Origin of the sequence: Dactylosporangium sp. NPDC051541 (genome assembly GCF_044454505.1) — a bacterium.
GTDB lineage: Bacteria > Actinomycetota > Actinomycetes > Mycobacteriales > Micromonosporaceae > Dactylosporangium.
This window is the reverse complement of record NZ_JBITDU010000007.1, coordinates 458,250-474,107: the sequence shown is the minus strand read 5'-3', so window position 1 is coordinate 474,107 and position 15,858 is coordinate 458,250. Positions and strand designations below refer to the sequence as shown.

Sequence of the window (15,858 nt, the reverse complement as noted above, 5' to 3'; positions counted from 1 at the left end):
GGGCGGCTACTGTCCCGGCATCGAGACCCTCGGCGACCTCGGCCGGGCGCTGCGCGCGTTGCGCCGGCGGCACGCCCGCAGCACCAACACCGGTGAGCTGACCTACCGTGAGCTGGCCGGCGCGACCGGCTGGTCCCACGGCGTCATCGGCGGGTACTTCTCCGGCCAGGTCCTGCCACCGACCGACCGGCTCGACACGCTCGTCCGCCTGCTCGGCGCGACCCCGGCCGAGCAGGGCACCTTCGCCACCGCCCGGGACCGGATCGCCGACGGCCGCACGGCCCGGCCCCGGGCGGTCGTCCCCCGCCAGCTCCCGATCGACAGCACGGGCTTCGTCGGCCGCGAGGCCGAACTCCGGGTGCTGGGCGCGGCCGCGGTCGTGCTCGTCGTCGGCACCGCCGGCGTCGGCAAGACCGCCCTCGCGGTGCGCTGGGCCCATCGCGCGGCCGGCACCTTCCCCGACGGCCAGCTCTACGTCGACCTGCGCGGCTACGACCCCCGGCGGCCGGTACCGGCGACCGAGGCACTCGGCGGCTTCCTGCGGGCCCTCGGCGTCCCGGGCGTCGACATGCCGCGCGGCGAGGCCGAACGGGCCGCCCTGTACCGCACGCTCGTCGCCGACCGCCGCTTGCTCGTGGTGCTCGACAACGCGGCCGGCGCCGACCACGTCCGCCCGCTGCTGCCCGGCGCCGCCTCGTGCGCCGCGATCGTCACCAGCCGCGACGACCTCACCGGCCTGGTCGTCCGCGAGGGCGCCCACCGGGTCCGCCTGGAGCCGCTGAGCCCGGCCGACGCCACCCGCCTGCTGCACGCCCTGCTCGGTGACCGGGCCGACGTACCGGCACTCGTCCGCCGCTGCGCGGGCCTGCCCTTGGCGCTGCGCATCGCCGCCGAGCAACCAGACCTCGAGGACTGGGAAACGGGCGATCCCAGGACCGCCATCCGCTCGGTGTTCTCCTGGTCCTACGACCATCTCGGCCCGAGGGAACGGCACGTCTTCGCGATGTTCGGCCGGCACCCAGGACCAGACCTGCCCAGCGCGGCCGTCGCCGACCCCCAGGCGCTGTCGAGGCTGGTCCGGGCGCATCTGGTGACCAGGACCGGCGAGGACCGGTACGCCATGCACGACCTCCTGCGGGCCTTCGCCGCCGAAGTGTCCGACACCGCGCCGCTGACCCAGCTCCTCGACCACTTCCTCGCCGTCGCCCGGTCCGCCGCGGCCGCCCTGTTTCCGCACGACCACCCGGGTGTCAGCCCCGGCCCCGCCGATCAGGCCCGCCAGACCCTGGACCGGGAGCTGCCGAACCTGGTCGCGCTGGCGAGGCTCGGCACCGAGCATGCGATCGGCCTGTCCGAATCCCTGTGGCGGTACTTCGAGGTCGGCGGCCACTCCCAGGAGGCCCTCGCCGTCCACGGCGCCGCCGCCCGCGCCGCCCTGCACCACCGGGGACGCGCACCCCAGGTCCTGGCCAACCTGGCCGGCACCTACTGGTGGCTCGGCGAGCACGCCCGGGCCATCCTATGGTTCGAGCGCTCCCTGGCCTGGCACGAACGCGGCGAGGACCGCCCTGGCAGCGCCCGCGCCCGGGCGCGGCTGGGCCTGGCCCACGAACGCCTCGGCGACTACGCGCAGGCGAGGGCGTGCCTGGTCGGGGCGCTCGCCGAGTACCGCCGGCTCGCCGACCGGCACGGTGAGGGCTCGCAGCTGCTCAACCTCGGCGGCCTGCACCGCCGCCTCGGGAAGTACCCCCTCGCCCGCCGGCACCTGCGCCGGGCCACGGCGATCTTCGCCGAGCTCGGCGACGGCCGCCTGGAGGGCTACGCGCACGGCAACCTCGGCGTCCTGGAGAGCCTGGCCGGCCGCCACGAGGAGGCCCTGCAGCATTTGCAGCGGGCCCTGGACGCCTGCCGATCCGTCCGCGACCGCGGCGGCGAGGGCAGCGCGCTGGCCGCCCTGGCCGCGGCGCAGCTGCGATGCGGCCGTCCGGCGGAGGCCCGGGCCGGGTTCGAGCGGGCCCTGGCGATCAGTCGCGAGACCGGCGAGCGGAGCCTGCACATCGAGGCCCTCAACGGGCTCGCCGACGCGCTCCACAGCCTCGGTCACAAGGACCAGGCGCGGCATCGGTACCGCACCGCGCTCGACCTGGCCCGGCGAGCCGGCGACCGGCACGAGGCGACCCGCGCCGAAGCGGGCCTCACGGAGCGGCGATGACCGACAGCAGCTGCAGCTTCTCGTAGCTCTCGGTGCCCGGGACCGCCGTGTAGACCAGCAGGGCGTGGGCCTGGTCGGGGTCGAGCAGGGCCTGGCAGGCAACCTCGATCAGGCCGACCTCCGGGTGCAGGTATCGCTTGACGTGGCTGTAGCGGACCCCGATCTCGTGCTCGTCCCACACGGCCCGGAACTCCTCGCTGCGGGCCATCAGCAGCCGCTGCAGGTGCGCGGCCCACGAGCCCGGCCCGCGCAGCGCGATCGTCGAGCGCAGCCCGGACGCGAACACCCGGGAGTGCATGTCGTGATCGTCCGGGTGGTAGCGGGCCCGGATGTCCGGGTCGGTGAACCACCGGTAGCCGATGCTGCGGGCCGGCCCGGTGTAGCAGGTGGCGTCGCCGGTCAGCGCCACACCGAGCGCCGTCTGCCGGAGCGTCTCGCCGAGCTCGGTGACGACCTCGGCCGGGGTGTCGGTGAGCCGGTCCAGGATGCGCAGCACGCCCGGGCTGATGTGCTCGCCGGTCGCGCCCCGCGTCGGCGGCTGGTGCCCGGCCAGGCGGAACAGGTGGTCGCGCTCGTCGCGGGACAGGTGCAGGCCCTGCGCGATCGCGGCGATCGTCTGCTCGGACGGGTGCGGCCCGCGCTCCCGCTCGATGCGGCTGTAGTAGTCGGCGGAGATGTGGCAGAGCGTCGCCACCTCCTCCCGGCGCAGCCCGGCCGTCCGGCGCCGCTGCCCCCGCGGCAGCCCCACATCCTCCGGCTGCAGCGACTCGCGGCGGCGGCGCAGGAACTCGGCCAGCCCGGCTCGATCGATCATGCCTCCGTTCTTACCACCGGCCGAGCCGCGCAGCCTGGGATTGACAGGCCGTGGATAACGCTGCGTGGCCCGCGCACAGTGAGGTCATGGCACGCAACCTTCCGGACATCACCGTTCCCGACCTCACCGGCAAACTGGCCGTGGTCACCGGCGCCAGCGACGGCGTCGGGCTCGGCCTGGCCACCCGCCTCGCCGCGGCCGGCGCCGAGGTCATCCTGCCCGTGCGCAACCAGGGCAAGGGCCAACAAGCAATAACGAAGATCCGGCAGCGGTACTCCCAAGCCGTCGTCTCGCTCCGCGAGCTGGACCTGTCGTCCCTCGCCTCGGTCGCCGCGCTCGGCACTGCCCTGCGCGCCGAGAACCGGCCGATCCACATCCTCATCAACAACGCCGGTGTCATGACACCCCCGGCCCGGCAGACCACCGCCGACGGGTTCGAGCTGCAGTTCGGCACCAACTATCTGAGCCACTTCGCACTCGTCGGCCACCTGCTGCCCCTGCTGCGGGCCGGCCGCGCCCGGGTCACGTCGCAGCTGAGCATCGCCGCGCGCACCGGCACGATCAACTGGGCCGACCTCAACTGGGAGCGGTCCTACGACGGGATGAAGGCCTACGGCCAGTCGAAGATCGCGTTCGGACTGTTCGGGCTCGAGCTGGAGCGTCGCAGTACCACCGAGAACTGGGGTATCAGCAGTAACATCGCCCACCCCGGTGTCGCCGCGACCAACCTGCTCAAGGCCCAGCCGGGAATGGGGCGCCCACAGGCCACCGTCGGCGGCCGGCTGATCCAGGCGATGGGGAGCCGGGGCATCCTCGTCGGCACGCCCGAGACGGCGGCACTGCCGGCCCTCTACGCCGCGACATCCCCCGAGGCGCGCGGCGGCCGCATGTACGGTCCGGGCGGCTTCCAGCACCTGGCGGGCGCCCCGGCCGAGCAGCCCGTCTACGCACCGCTGCGCAGCGAGGAGGACGCCCGCCGCATCTGGGACCTCTCGGAGTCCCTGACCCACGTCGAGGTCGGGCCGGCCCGGACTCCGTAGAGCCCGGACCGCCCAGCTTTGCGTCAGACGTTGCAGGTGAAGAAGAACGCGGTGTCCGGCTGAATCAGGTTCACCCGGTTCGTGTCGAACGTCCGCGACGTGCGCCCGCCACCGTTGAGCGCGGCCATGAAATGGTTGTCGGCGACCCGGATGCCCACCCCACCGGCGGCGATCCCGGTGGTGGAGAACAGCTCCCAGCCCTGGATCCGGGTCGCGTCGGTGTGGAACACGTCCGCGAAGGCATCACCGCTCAACCCCCCACTGGCCAGCGTGGTCAGGTAGTTGCCGGACGCGGTGCGCAGCGCGAAGTGCCCGAACAGATCGCCCTGCGGCACCCGCGTGAACCGCTCCCACGAGCCGGGGACGGTAACGTTGGTATGCAGGACGTCGGTGGTGCGCCCACCTCCTCCGACGGCCGTGATGTAGTGCCTGTGGTCCGACGTCTGGATGTAGCAGGCGAACGGATCAGTGGTCGCGTGCGCCATCCCCGGCGTCACCATGACCGCCGCCAGCGCCGCCCCAACGGTCACGACCGCGCTGAGCAGCTTGCCGCGAAGCTTCATGAGTTCTCCCTGTTTCGGGGGCACCACCACGGCGCCCACGCCAAGAACGTGTTCCAAGCCGGGACATCCGGATCTTCTGTCCGGTTCCCGGCACCCCCTCGACGACCCGCACACCAGGGGCGCGTTGCCTTCACGGGCCGTCTCGCGCGGGCGCGGACAGACGCGGGCCGTCACGCGCAGGCGCGAACGCGGCGCCATCGCGGGCGGGCGCAGGCGCAGCGCCGTCGCGGGCGGGCGCGGACAGACGCGGGCCGTCACAGACGCGGGCCGTCACGGACGCGGGCCGTCACGGACGCGGGCGGGCGGGCGCAGGCGCGGAAGCGGCGCCGTCACGCACGGACGCGGACGCGGGCGGGCGGGCGCAACGCCGTCGCGGGCGGGCGCGGACAGACGCGGGCGGTCACGGGCGGGCGCGAACGCAACGCCGTCGCGGGCGGGCGCGGACAGACGCGGGCGGTCACGGGCGGGCGCGAACGCAACGCCGCCACGCGCGGACGCGGACAGACGCGGGCGGTCACGGGCGGGCGCGGACAGGCGCGGGCCGTCACGGGCGGGCGCGAACGCAACGCCGCCACGCGCGGACGCGGACAGACGCGGGCCGTCACGGGCGGGCGCGGGCCGTCACGGGCGGGCGCGGGCCGTCACGGGCGGGCGCGGGCCGTCACGGGCGGGCGCGGGCCGTCACGGGCGCGGCGCCGCGAGCGGTGGCCTGCGCGGACGCGGGCGGGCGCGGACAGGCGCGACCGGCATTATGGCAGCATGGTTGACGCCCCGGAACCCGACTGCTGGCTGCTGCCCGGTGTGGAGGTCCGTCCCTCCGCGATCGCCGGTCAAGGCCTTTTCACCCGCGCCGCGATCGCAGCGGGCACCGTCGTGTCGCGCCTGGGCGGCCGCCTGGTGACCGAGGCGGAGCTGCGCACCATGCTGAACAGCGCACAACAGCAGCCCGGCCGTCCCTACATCGACACCATCACGGTGACCGACACCCTGCACCTCGTCCTGCCGCCCGGCCGCCCGAACGGCAAGGGCAACCACAGCTGCGACCCGAACCTGTGGTGGATCGACGCCTACCGCCTCGCCGCACGGCGCGACATCGCTGTGGACGACGAACTCACCAACGACTACGCCACGAGCACCGCCAGCGCCGACTTCGTCATGCGGTGCCAATGTGGCTCACCGCTGTGCCGACACACGATCACCGGCAACGACTGGCAACTGGCCGAACTCCGCCACCGCTACGGCCGCCACTGGGTCCCGGCCCTGACCAGCCTCATCGACACACACGGATAACGCCACCGAGAACATGACGCAACCTCAGGAACCATGTCCACCCGCCCGGAACGAGCCTGTCCGCCCACCCGATCCAGGCCGGCCGTCGAACCAGAAGCTCTCATGTCCGCTGTCAGCCGCGAGCCGTCACGAGCGCCGACCGTCACGAGCGCAACGCAGATGCAACGCCAGCAACGTGACGATGAGCGCAGCCTGGCGCAGACGCAGGCCATTGCGGGCACCGGCCATGGCGGACTGAAGGCGACCATCACGGACGCGGCCCTGGCGCGAGCGGGTGCGGGTGGGGTGCAGGTGCGGGTGCGGGTGCGGACCAACATGGGCGCGGCGCCGTCGCGAGCGGACGCGGGCGGGCCCGGCGCGGGCCGTCACGCGCGCGGGCGAGGGCCGTCTCGGGCGGGGCGCAGGCGGCGCGGCGCGGGCCGTCACGCGCGGGCGAGGGCCGTCTCGGGCGGGGCGCCGTCTCGGGCGGGCGCAGGACCTCACGACGAGCGCGAGCCCGTCGCGGGCGGGGCCCGCGTTGGCACGATCACATCGGTGGATTGCCGAAAACCTTTTCGTGCGTCAGTCTGTTGCCGTGGATGCCATGGGGCCTACGGGGGCCGCGGCGCAGATCCTGACCGTGCCCGAGCTGCTGGCGGTCCGGGCTGCGGAGGAGCCGGATGCGGTCGCCTGGGTCGCCGACGGGACCGAAACGCTTTCGTTCGGGCGGTGGCTGCGCTTGGCCCGAGATACCGCCCGCGGGCTTGTGGTTCGTGGCGTTCGGCGTGGTGAGCGGGTCGGGCTGGTGTTCGACGGACGGGACTGGACGCAGTATCTGGTGGCGTTCTGCGGCGTGCAGCTGGCCGGGGCGGTCGCGGTGCCGGTGTCCGCGGGCAGCCCGGCCGACGTGCTCACCGGGCTCGCTGTCCTGCACGGCTCGTCCACTCCCCCGCCATCGTACGGAGCCTGGGTCGCCGACGCCGCTGAGGTCAGGAGCGCGGACGGTACCCTGCCCGCTCCCCCGCGCCCCGGTGACCTGGCCCAGATTCTGTTCACCTCGGGCACCACGGCGCGGCCGAAAGGGGTTGGTGCGACGCACGCGAATCTGACCGCCGGGTTCGTCGCCCGTAAGGCGCTGCGACCGCTCGGCCATTCGCGGCATGCGCTGCACGCGTTTCCCATCGGGACGAACGCCGGGCAGACGATGCTGCTCAACGCGTTGACGGCGCGGCCTTCGATGGTGTCGATGGCCCGGTTCGACGCGGAGCGGTGGTGTGCGCTGGTCCGGGAGCTGCGGGTCGGTTCGGTGTTCCTGGTGCCGGCGATGGCGATCGAGCTGCTGCGGTCGGTGGCGTTCCACCAGGCTGACCTGTCTTCGGTGCGGCTCATCGGCTGCACGGCGGCCGCGTTACCGGGCGCCGTCGCGGCCGAGCTCGCGGCGGCGGTGCCGGGCGCGACCCTGGTGAACACCTACACGTCCACCGAGGCCGCACCGGCGCAGACGACGATGGTGTACGACCCGGGGCGCCCCGGCGCGGTCGGCCGCCCGACCCGCCCCAGCGACCTGCTGATCCGGACCGGCGACGGCGCAACGGCCAACGAGACCGGCGACGGCACAGCGAGCGCAGCCGGAATGACTGGCGACGGCACAGCGAGGGCAGCCGGAAAGACCGGCGACGGCACAGCGACCGCGGCCGGAGACACCGGCGACGGTCCGGCGACCGCGGCCCGGGAGACCGGCGGCGGTGCGACGGCCGCGCCCGGGGACATCGGAACGGTGTGGCTACGCTCCCCGGCCCCGACGCGGCACTACGTCGACGACCCCGAGGCGAGCGCGAAGGTGTTCGCCGGCGGCTGGGTGCGGATGGGCGACCTCGGATACCTCGACGCCGACGGCTACCTGCACCTGGTCGACCGCGAGAGCGACATGATCGTGACCGGCGCGCACAAGGTGTCGTCACTGCGGGTCGAGGAGGCGCTGCACGCCCACCCGGACATCGTGGAGGCGGCGGTGGTGCCGGTGCCACATCCGGTCATGGGCTCGATGGTCGGCGCGGTCGTGGTCGCCCGCGCCCCGCTGGACCACGTCCATCTGCGCACCTTCCTGGCCGGCCGCCTGGCCAGACACGAGATCCCGGCGCACGTCGCAACCGTGGAGGCACTGCCAAGGAACGAGGCCGGTAAGGTCCGCAAGCGCGAGTTGCCGCCGTTACTCGCATCCACCGAAGCGGCAAACCCATCATCGGCGGGTCGGTCATCGGAGACCCGGTCACCGGCCACCGCGACCGAGCTCCAGTTGACGGCGATCTGGCGCTCGATCCTGCACACCGATTCCACGGACGACGACTTCTTCGCGCAGGGCGGCGACTCGTTGCGCGCAGCCCAGCTGGCCGCGGCCGTCGGTACACGCTGGCGCTTGGACATCGGCGTGGACGACATCTTCGCCAGGCCGTCGGTCCAGAAGCTGGCCGACTGGATCGATCACCAGCAGCCGCACGCAACTATCAGCCCGGGCGAGGATCGACGGCCGACGCTCACCGCTCTCCAACGGATCTGGCGGGCCGAGCGCGCGGCCGATCCACCCCGCAGCGTGGTGCCGATCCAGGTCGCCATCCAGATCGACGAGCCCGTCGACCATGCGATTCTGGAGCGCTCCCTCGCCCGGCTGGTCGAACGCCACCCGGTCCTAGGACCCGATCATCCGGTGCTGCAGAGGACTTCCGCGAAGAGCCCCCGAGGCGCGGTCGACTGCGCGGCCGAGTTCGTCACGGCCGCGCCGAGTCCTTCGGTCCGGGCGCTCATGGTCGATATCGGCCGCGAGCGAAGCGTGTTCGTGCTCAGCGTCGACCATCTGCACTGCGACGGGTGGTCGATGGGGGTACTGCTCCGCGAACTCGGACTGCTCTACTCGGCATTCCGACGCGGCGAGCCCGATCCGTTGCGCCCCGCGGCGAGCACCGAAGCGGCGGCCGCGCGGTGGGCCGAGGAGCAGTGGCCGCGCCATCGGGCGTTCTGGGACGGCGTGCTCGAGTCGCCGCTCGCCGATCCTGGGATGCTGCCCGGCCAGCATCCGCGGCCCGGCCGGTTCGACGGTGCCTCGATCGAACTTGTCGTGCCACCCGAGCGCGTCAAACCGATGCGCGGCCTCGCGGCGGCCAACCGGACGACGCTGATGCGCGTCGCGCTCGCCGCCTGGGCCACCGCACTGCGCGAGTGCACCGGATCGTCGGAGCTGGCGTTCATGACGCCGCTGACCGGCCGGGCCCGGCCCGAGTGGGAGCACATCGTCGGCTGCCTCATCCAGCAGCCGATCATCCGGGTCCCGCTGCACGACGATCCGGGCCCGGTGGTGCTGCGGCAACGCGTCCACGACCTGGTCGCCGCGGCCACCGAGCATCAGTGGATCCCGTTGCACGAGTACACCGGCCGTGTCCCGCACCCGGCGTACTTCTTCTACGAACCGTGGGCCCACCCCGCCCACTTCCCGGGACTCGCGTCCCATCAGGTGCCGCTGCCCCCGGAGCTCGGCCTGCGCTGGGCGTACGCCCCCGGCCAGACCGACCTCAGCCCGCCCCGGCTGCGACTGACCGAACGCGCCGGCGACAGCTTGGAAGCGCAGCTCGTCTACAACCGCCACGCGGTCGCCCCCGCCGAGGTCCAGGCCCTGGCCCAGCGGTTCCTGACCGCCCTCACCGAGCCGAGGTACACCCGTTGATCCCGCTCACCGACGCCCAGCACGGCGTGTGGTTCGCCGAACAGCTCGGCGGCCACCGCGGCGCCTACAACCTCGGGCTCGTGGCCGACCTGCACGGCGACCTGGACGTGGCCGCCCTGGACCGCGCGGTCACCGCGGTCGTGGCCCGCCACCCGGTCCTGGCCGCGGCCGTCCACATGGAGCACGACCGTCCGAACCTACGGCTGGGCCACCACTCGATCGCGTTGACGAAGACCGACGACGACCCGCAGGACCTGCTGGCCCGCGAGTATGACGTGACCGGCTCCGAGCCCCTGGCCCGGTTCGCGCTGCAGACCGTGTCCCCCGACCATCACCGCCTGGTGATAGGCGCCCACCACCTGGTCTTCGACGGCCAGTCCAAGGACATCGTGCTCCGCCACCTCGCCGACGCCTACAACGGCAACCGCGATCACCCGCCCGCCGAATACGCGGCCGCCGTCGAGACACAACGCGGCCGCCCCCAGCGAGCGACCCCGCTTGAGCCCGTGGTGCTGCCCGACCTCGGCCCCGGTCCGCGGCCCGCTTCGCTCGAGGTGCCGATCGATGCCGACCTGCCCGCCGCCGCCCGAGCCATCGGCGTGACGACCTTCGAGCTGCTCGTCACAACACTGCAACTGCTGCTCCATCGGTACGGCAATGATCCCGCGACCATCGCCATAGCGACGAACGCCCGCGACCGTCAGCACAGTGACGTCATCGGCATGTTCGTCAACGAGCTCCCGGTTACCGTGCCAGGACCGGGCCCGTCGACGTTCGCCGAGTTCGCGGCCACCACCCGAGCCGCACTCCGCGACCTGTACCGCCGGCGCCCGGGTCCGGTGGCGACGACAACCGGGGCAACGGCGAGCCCGACGGCCGGCATGCCGGCGGACACGTCGGCCGGGATGTCGGTGAGCTACCGGCGTCAGGGGCCGGCGCCCTCGTTCGACGGGCTGCGCACGGTGGTGGACTGGGCCCCGTCCACCGCCGTGCGCGGCTCCCTGCATGTGCAAATCGTCGACGTTGACGATTGTCTGCTCGTCCGGCTGACACACGACGACCGGCTCGTCGGCGGACCGGCCGCGGCCGCCGTCGCGCGGCACCTCGGTCAGCTGCTGAACGCGGCCGCCCGCCAGCCGTTCGCGCCCGCCCACCGGCTGGAGCTGGAGACCGCGGCCGAGCTCAGCGGACCCGCGGCCGGACCGGCGACCACCTTGACGGCGCTGCTCGCGGAGGTCGCGACGGGGACCGAGCCGGCGGTCATCAGCAGCGCCGTCCAGTTGCCGCAGGAGCAGGTCCACGCGGCCGCGCGGCGCCTGGCGAGCCGCCTGGTCGAGCGCGGTGTCGGGCCCGGGCAGGTGATCGGCCTGTGCGCGGAGCGCGGCCTGCCCCTGCTGATCGGGCTCCTGGCCATTGTCCGGACCGGCGCGGCGTATCTGCCGTTGGACCCGCAGTACCCCACACAACGCATCCGATTCATGCTCGCCGACGCTACGCCGATGCTGGTCTTGTGCACACCGAATTCCATCGACCTCGTCGAAGGTGCACCGACACTGCTCCTGGACGACATTGTCGTCGACGTTGACGACAATCAACGTAGGTTGCCAACCCCGGTTGATCCGGCCTACGTCATGTACACATCAGGCTCGACGGGCCGCCCCAAGGGTGTCGTCATCCCCCACCGCGCCATAGTCAACCTGCTCCAATCAATGTTGACGAAAATCAACGTCGGCCCGGGTGACGTGTGGCTATGGCTGACGTCGCTGTCGTTCGACATCGCCGCCGTCGAGTGCTTCCTGCCCTTGCTCGCCGGCGCCACGATCGTCATCGCCGCCGACGACCAGGTCCGCGACGGCACCGCCCTGCTCAACCTCATCGCGGAGCACGGCGTCACCCACGTCCAAGCCACCCCCTCGACCTGGGAACTCATCCTGGCCGCCGCCCCCGACCCCGCGCCCCTCGCGCACCTGACCACCGCCCCCGACCCCGCCCCCGCATCCCTGGCGCAGCTGATCGCCGCCCCCGCCCCCGCACCCCTCACGCAGGTGACCGCGCCGCCCGCGCAGGAGCCGCTTGCCCACCTGACCGGCCCGTCCCAGCACGAGCCGCTCGCGCACCTGACCGGACCGTCCCAGCACGAGCCGCTCGCTCGCGTGACCGCTTTGTCCGGTGGGGAGCCGTTGACGCAGTCGCTCGCCGAGCGGCTGCGTTCGCGCGTGGCTCGTCTGATCAACGCGTACGGGCCGACTGAGACCACTGTCTGGTCGACTTTCGTCGACATTGACGATCCGCGGCACATCAACATCGGGTTGCCCATCGCCGGCACTGCTGCCTACGTCGTCGATCAGTACCTGCAGCGGGTGCCGGTCGGGGTTGTCGGGCAGCTTGCCCTGGCCGGGGTTGGTGTCGCCGACTACTACCACCGCCGGCCGGGTCTGACGGCCGAGCGGTTTCTGCCTGATCCGTTCGGGGCACCGGGCTCGCGGCTGTACCTGACCGGCGACCTGGCCCGGATCGGGGCGGATGGCCGGCTGCACTGCCTCGGCCGGGAAGACCAGCAGGTGAAGCTCCGCGGGCACCGGATCGAACTCGGCGAGATCGAAGCGCGCCTGCGTGACCAGCCGGGCGTGAGCGGCGCCGTCGTCACCGTCGACCGGGACACACCGGGCGGGCGTCTCATCGCGTACATCACCGGCATGGCAAGCGACCCGACAGACCGCGGCCCCGCAAACCCCGGCCCGGCAAACGTCAACCCGGCAAACCTCGACCCGGCAAACCTCGACCCGGCAAACCTCGGGCCGGCAAACCTCGACCCGGGGCACCTGCGGGCGCAGCTCGCCGCGCAGCTGCCGGCCGTCATGGTGCCCGCGCTCATCGTCCGGCTCGACGCGCTGCCGATGACACCCAACGGGAAGCTCGACCGCAACGCATTGCCGGCGCCGCCGCCCGCCGAGCCGGCCCCGGTCGAAACGCCAGCATCGTCCGGTGACGCGGTCGTCGTCGCCGTCACCGAGATCTGGCGGGAGGCGCTGCAACGGCCGGACGTCGGGGCGGACGAGGACCTCTTCGACCTCGGTGGGCACTCGCTGACGGTCACGCAGATCGCCGCTCGCATCCGGGCCCGGCTCGGCGTCGACCTGCCGCTGCACGTGCTCTGGGACGGCCCGACGATCGCGCAGACGGCCGCCGCGGTGCGGGCGGAGCTGGTCCGATGAGCGCCGTCACCCTGGCCCAGGAGCGGCTGTGGCTGCAGGACCGGCTGGCGCCCGGCGACCCGTCGTACAACATGTTCATCGTCCGGCGGCTGCGCGGCGACCTCGACCACACGGCGTTCCAGCGGGCCGTCGAGGACGTTGCCGCCCGGCACGACGTGCTGCGCAGCACCTTCGTCGCGGACGCCGACGGTGTCCCGTGCCGGCGGGTCGCACCGGCCGCACCGGTGCCCATCGAGCTCGTCGACGTGCCGGAAGCGTCCGCCCGCACAGAGGTCGGGGCCCGGACCAACGCCCCGTTCGATCTGGCCGCCGGGCCGCTGCTGCGGGTGAGCCTGCTGCGCCTGAGCAGCGACGATCACGTCCTGGTCATCGTCATGCACCACATCATCGCCGACGGCTGGTCCCTCGACGTCCTCGCGACCGAGCTCGCCCACCGGTACCGCGGCCGGCCCCTCCCCCCGCTGCCGTCGACCTTCGCCCGGTACGCCCAGCGGCGACGGGCGGAGGGTGTCCCGGAAACGGCCCGCACCTACTGGCTGGAGCAGCTGGCCGACCTGCCCGACCTCGAGCTCCCGGGCGACCTGGCACCGCAGCACACCAGCACGGCCGGTGCGTATCACACCCACCGGCTGCCGGATGCGCTCGCCGAAGCGGTCGAGCAGCTCAGCCGCCGGGCGCGGTGCAGCCTGTTCATGGTCCTGCTCGCCGCCTATCAGACGCTCCTGCACAAGTACACCGGCAGCATCGACGTCCCGGTCGGCACGTTCACCGCCGGCCGCGACCGGGTGGAGACCGAGCCGCTGATCGGGTACCTCATCGACACCCTGATCCTCCGCGGGGACCTGCGCGGCGACCCGACGTTCAGCGAGCTCCTCGTTCGGACCCGAAAGACCGCCCTCAGCGCCTACGAACGGCCGGACATCCCGTTCGAGGAGCTCCTGGCCGGCCGCGCGCGGGGCGAAGCCGGGTCGGCGCTGCTGCGGACCACGTTCATCCTGCAGAACCCGGACACCGCCGGGTTCGCGCTGGACGGCCTGGTCACCGAGGGGTTCGACGACGGGTTCCGGCACAGCAAGCTGGACCTCGCGGTCGAGGCCTGGCGCGAGCCGGACGGGCTGACGCTGCACTTCGGCTACCGCACCGACCGGTTCAGCCCGGCCGCCGCCGCCCGCCTCGGCGAGCACTTCGAGCGGCTCCTGCGGCAGGTCGTCGCCGATCCGGCCGTACCACTGTCACGGCTGTCCCTGCTCGGCCCCGATGACCTCGAGCACCTGGAATCCTGGGGCACCGGACCCGCCGCCGAGCCGGCCGGCGGCACCGTCCTCGACCTGATCCGGGACCGGATCGACCGGTCGCCCGACGCGGTGGCGCTGCGGCAGGGCGAGCGCCGGGTCACCTACGGCGAGCTCGGCGACCTGATCGCGGAGACAGCGACCAGGCTGACGGCGCCGGGGTCCGTGACACCGCTGCGCCGGCCGTCGTCCATCGACCTCATCGTCGAGATGCTCGCCTGCTGGGCGGCCGGCTCCGCGTACCTCACCATCGACCCCGACTACCCGCCGGCCCGCATCGACTTCCTGCTGCGGGACGGCGGCAGCGGGCCCGCCGGTGACACGGCCTACGTCATCTACACGTCCGGCACCACCGGCCGGCCGAAGGGGGTCCGGGTCAGCCACCGCGCCCTCGCCGTCCGCGTGCGGTGGATGGTCGAGCACTACGGCCTCGGCCCCGGCGACACGGTGCTGCAGTTCGCGTCGCCGAGCTTCGACACCCACGCCGAAGAGGTCTTCCCGTGCCTGGCCGCCGGTGCGACGCTGCTGCTGCGCGAGGAGCCGGGCGCGCTCCTGCCGGAGATCCTGGCCACCCCGGCCGGTCGCGACATCACCGTGCTCGACCTACCCACCGCCTACTGGCACGAGCTGGTCTCCACAGTGGACAGCATCGCCTGGCCGGCGCGGCTGCGGCTGCTCATCCTCGGCGGCGACCAGGTCGACGCGGCCGCGGTCCGGCGCTGGGGCGGGCGGGCGCGGCTCGTCAACACCTACGGGCCGACCGAGACCACCATCGTCGCCACCGCCCACGACCTCGGCCCGGCCGACGCCGACGGGGTCGTGCCGATCGGGCGCCCCCTCGCCGGGGTCCGCGCCTACGTGCTCGACGGCCACCTCGGCCGGCTCCCGGCCGGCATCCCGGGCGAGCTGTACCTGGGCGGCGCGGGTGTCGCCGACGGCTACCACCGCCGGCCCGGCCTCACCGCGGACCGGTTCCTACCCGACCCCTACGGCGCGCCGGGCACCCGGATGTACCGCACCGGCGACCGGGCCCGGTTCAACGCCGACGGCACCCTGACGTTCCTCGGCCGCACCGACGACCAGGTGAAGATCCGCGGCTTCCGGATCGAGACCGGCGAGGTCCAGGCCCAGCTGCTGACCCATCCGCAGGTCGAGCAGGCCGCGGTCGTGGCCCGCGAGGTGACGGCCGGCGACCGGCAGCTGGTCGCGTACGTCACCGGCGCCGCCGACGCCGCGAGCCTCCGGGCCCACCTGGCCGCGTCGCTGCCCGCGCACATGGTGCCGACACGCTTCGTGCGCCTCGAGCGGCTGCCGCTGACCACGCACGGGAAGGTCGACCGCCAGGCCCTGCCGCACCCGCTGCGGCAGCCGCTGCGCGCACCGGTGTCCACCCCGCCCCGCACGGCCGCCGAGGAGCTGGTCGCGCAGGCCTGGCGGGACGTGCTGGGCGTGCCCGCGGTCGGCGTGCACGACGACTTCTTCGCCGTCGGCGGGCACTCGCTGCTCGCGGCCCGGGTCGCGGCCCGGCTGACCGCCACCGTCGAGGTCGACGTGCCGCTGCGGACGTTCTTCACCCACCGGACCCTGGCCGAGCTGGCCGTGGCCGTCGAGGAGCTGATCGTGGCCGACCTCGACCGGCTCACCGACGACGAGGCCCTCGCCCTGCTGGAAGGATCCGCGTGACCGGCCCGGAGCGAAGCGGAGGGGCCGGTCACCATGAACGCAGCCTGGAGGTCGC

General features: G+C 73.4%; 8 protein-coding genes. 6 read left to right on the top strand and 2 right to left on the bottom strand.

Annotated elements, in window-relative coordinates; all coding sequences use genetic code 11:
• Window positions 1-58: 58 nt before the first annotated feature.
• Entirely contained in the window at window positions 59-2,212 is a 2,154-nt protein-coding gene (locus ACIA8L_RS31305; protein WP_395910178.1) for an ATP-binding protein, read from the top strand.
• On the opposite strand, the gene ACIA8L_RS31300 is transcribed toward ACIA8L_RS31305, so the two are convergent.
• Window positions 2,196-3,026 carry a helix-turn-helix transcriptional regulator gene (locus ACIA8L_RS31300; RefSeq protein ID WP_395910177.1) on the bottom strand — a complete coding sequence of 277 codons (831 nt, stop codon included), beginning with the start codon at window positions 3,024-3,026 and terminating at the stop codon, window positions 2,196-2,198. The two genes, ACIA8L_RS31305 and ACIA8L_RS31300, sit on opposite strands and share 17 nt — an antisense overlap.
• 86 nt (window positions 3,027-3,112) lie before the next feature.
• Between ACIA8L_RS31300 and ACIA8L_RS31295 the strand changes: the two genes are divergently transcribed.
• Complete coding sequence (locus ACIA8L_RS31295) at window positions 3,113-4,066, top strand: SDR family oxidoreductase (protein ID WP_395910176.1); 954 nt, start codon at window positions 3,113-3,115, stop codon at window positions 4,064-4,066.
• A gap of 23 nt (window positions 4,067-4,089) precedes the next feature.
• Here the strand turns inward: ACIA8L_RS31295 and ACIA8L_RS31290 are convergent, their stop codons facing one another.
• Window positions 4,090-4,629, bottom strand: a complete 540-nt coding sequence (locus ACIA8L_RS31290; RefSeq protein WP_395910175.1) for a fascin domain-containing protein — start codon at window positions 4,627-4,629, stop codon at window positions 4,090-4,092.
• 759 nt (window positions 4,630-5,388) lie between these two features.
• Between ACIA8L_RS31290 and ACIA8L_RS31285 the strand changes: the two genes are divergently transcribed.
• The 4 genes from ACIA8L_RS31285 to ACIA8L_RS31270 all read left to right on the top strand — a co-directional run bounded on the left by ACIA8L_RS31285 (window position 5,389) and on the right by ACIA8L_RS31270 (window position 15,803).
• Entirely contained in the window at window positions 5,389-5,919 is a 531-nt protein-coding gene (locus ACIA8L_RS31285; protein WP_395910174.1) for an SET domain-containing protein, read from the top strand.
• Window positions 5,920-6,502: 583 nt separating this feature from the next.
• Window positions 6,503-9,613 (top strand): AMP-binding protein, encoded by a 3,111-nt coding sequence (locus tag ACIA8L_RS31280; protein WP_395910274.1) that lies wholly within the window; start codon window positions 6,503-6,505, stop codon window positions 9,611-9,613.
• Window positions 9,610-12,828: an AMP-binding protein gene (locus tag ACIA8L_RS31275; RefSeq protein ID WP_395910173.1), complete on the top strand. Its 3,219-nt coding sequence runs from the start codon at window positions 9,610-9,612 to the stop codon at window positions 12,826-12,828. The genes ACIA8L_RS31280 and ACIA8L_RS31275 overlap by 4 nt, the downstream gene beginning before the upstream one ends.
• Window positions 12,825-15,803, top strand: coding sequence for an amino acid adenylation domain-containing protein (locus tag ACIA8L_RS31270; RefSeq protein ID WP_395910172.1), 2,979 nt, complete (start codon window positions 12,825-12,827; stop codon window positions 15,801-15,803). The genes ACIA8L_RS31275 and ACIA8L_RS31270 overlap by 4 nt, the downstream gene beginning before the upstream one ends.
• Window positions 15,804-15,858 lie beyond the last annotated feature (55 nt).

Coding starts and splice junctions, on each gene's coding strand:
- ACIA8L_RS31280 (WP_395910274.1), top strand. CDS start 6,503: ATGGGGCCTACGGGGGCCGCGGCGCAGATCCTGACCGTGCCCGAGCTG.
- ACIA8L_RS31285 (WP_395910174.1), top strand. CDS start 5,389: ATGGTTGACGCCCCGGAACCCGACTGCTGGCTGCTGCCCGGTGTGGAG.
- ACIA8L_RS31290 (WP_395910175.1), bottom strand. CDS start 4,629: ATGAAGCTTCGCGGCAAGCTGCTCAGCGCGGTCGTGACCGTTGGGGCG.
- ACIA8L_RS31295 (WP_395910176.1), top strand. CDS start 3,113: ATGGCACGCAACCTTCCGGACATCACCGTTCCCGACCTCACCGGCAAA.
- ACIA8L_RS31300 (WP_395910177.1), bottom strand. CDS start 3,026: ATGATCGATCGAGCCGGGCTGGCCGAGTTCCTGCGCCGCCGCCGCGAG.
- ACIA8L_RS31270 (WP_395910172.1), top strand. CDS start 12,825: ATGAGCGCCGTCACCCTGGCCCAGGAGCGGCTGTGGCTGCAGGACCGG.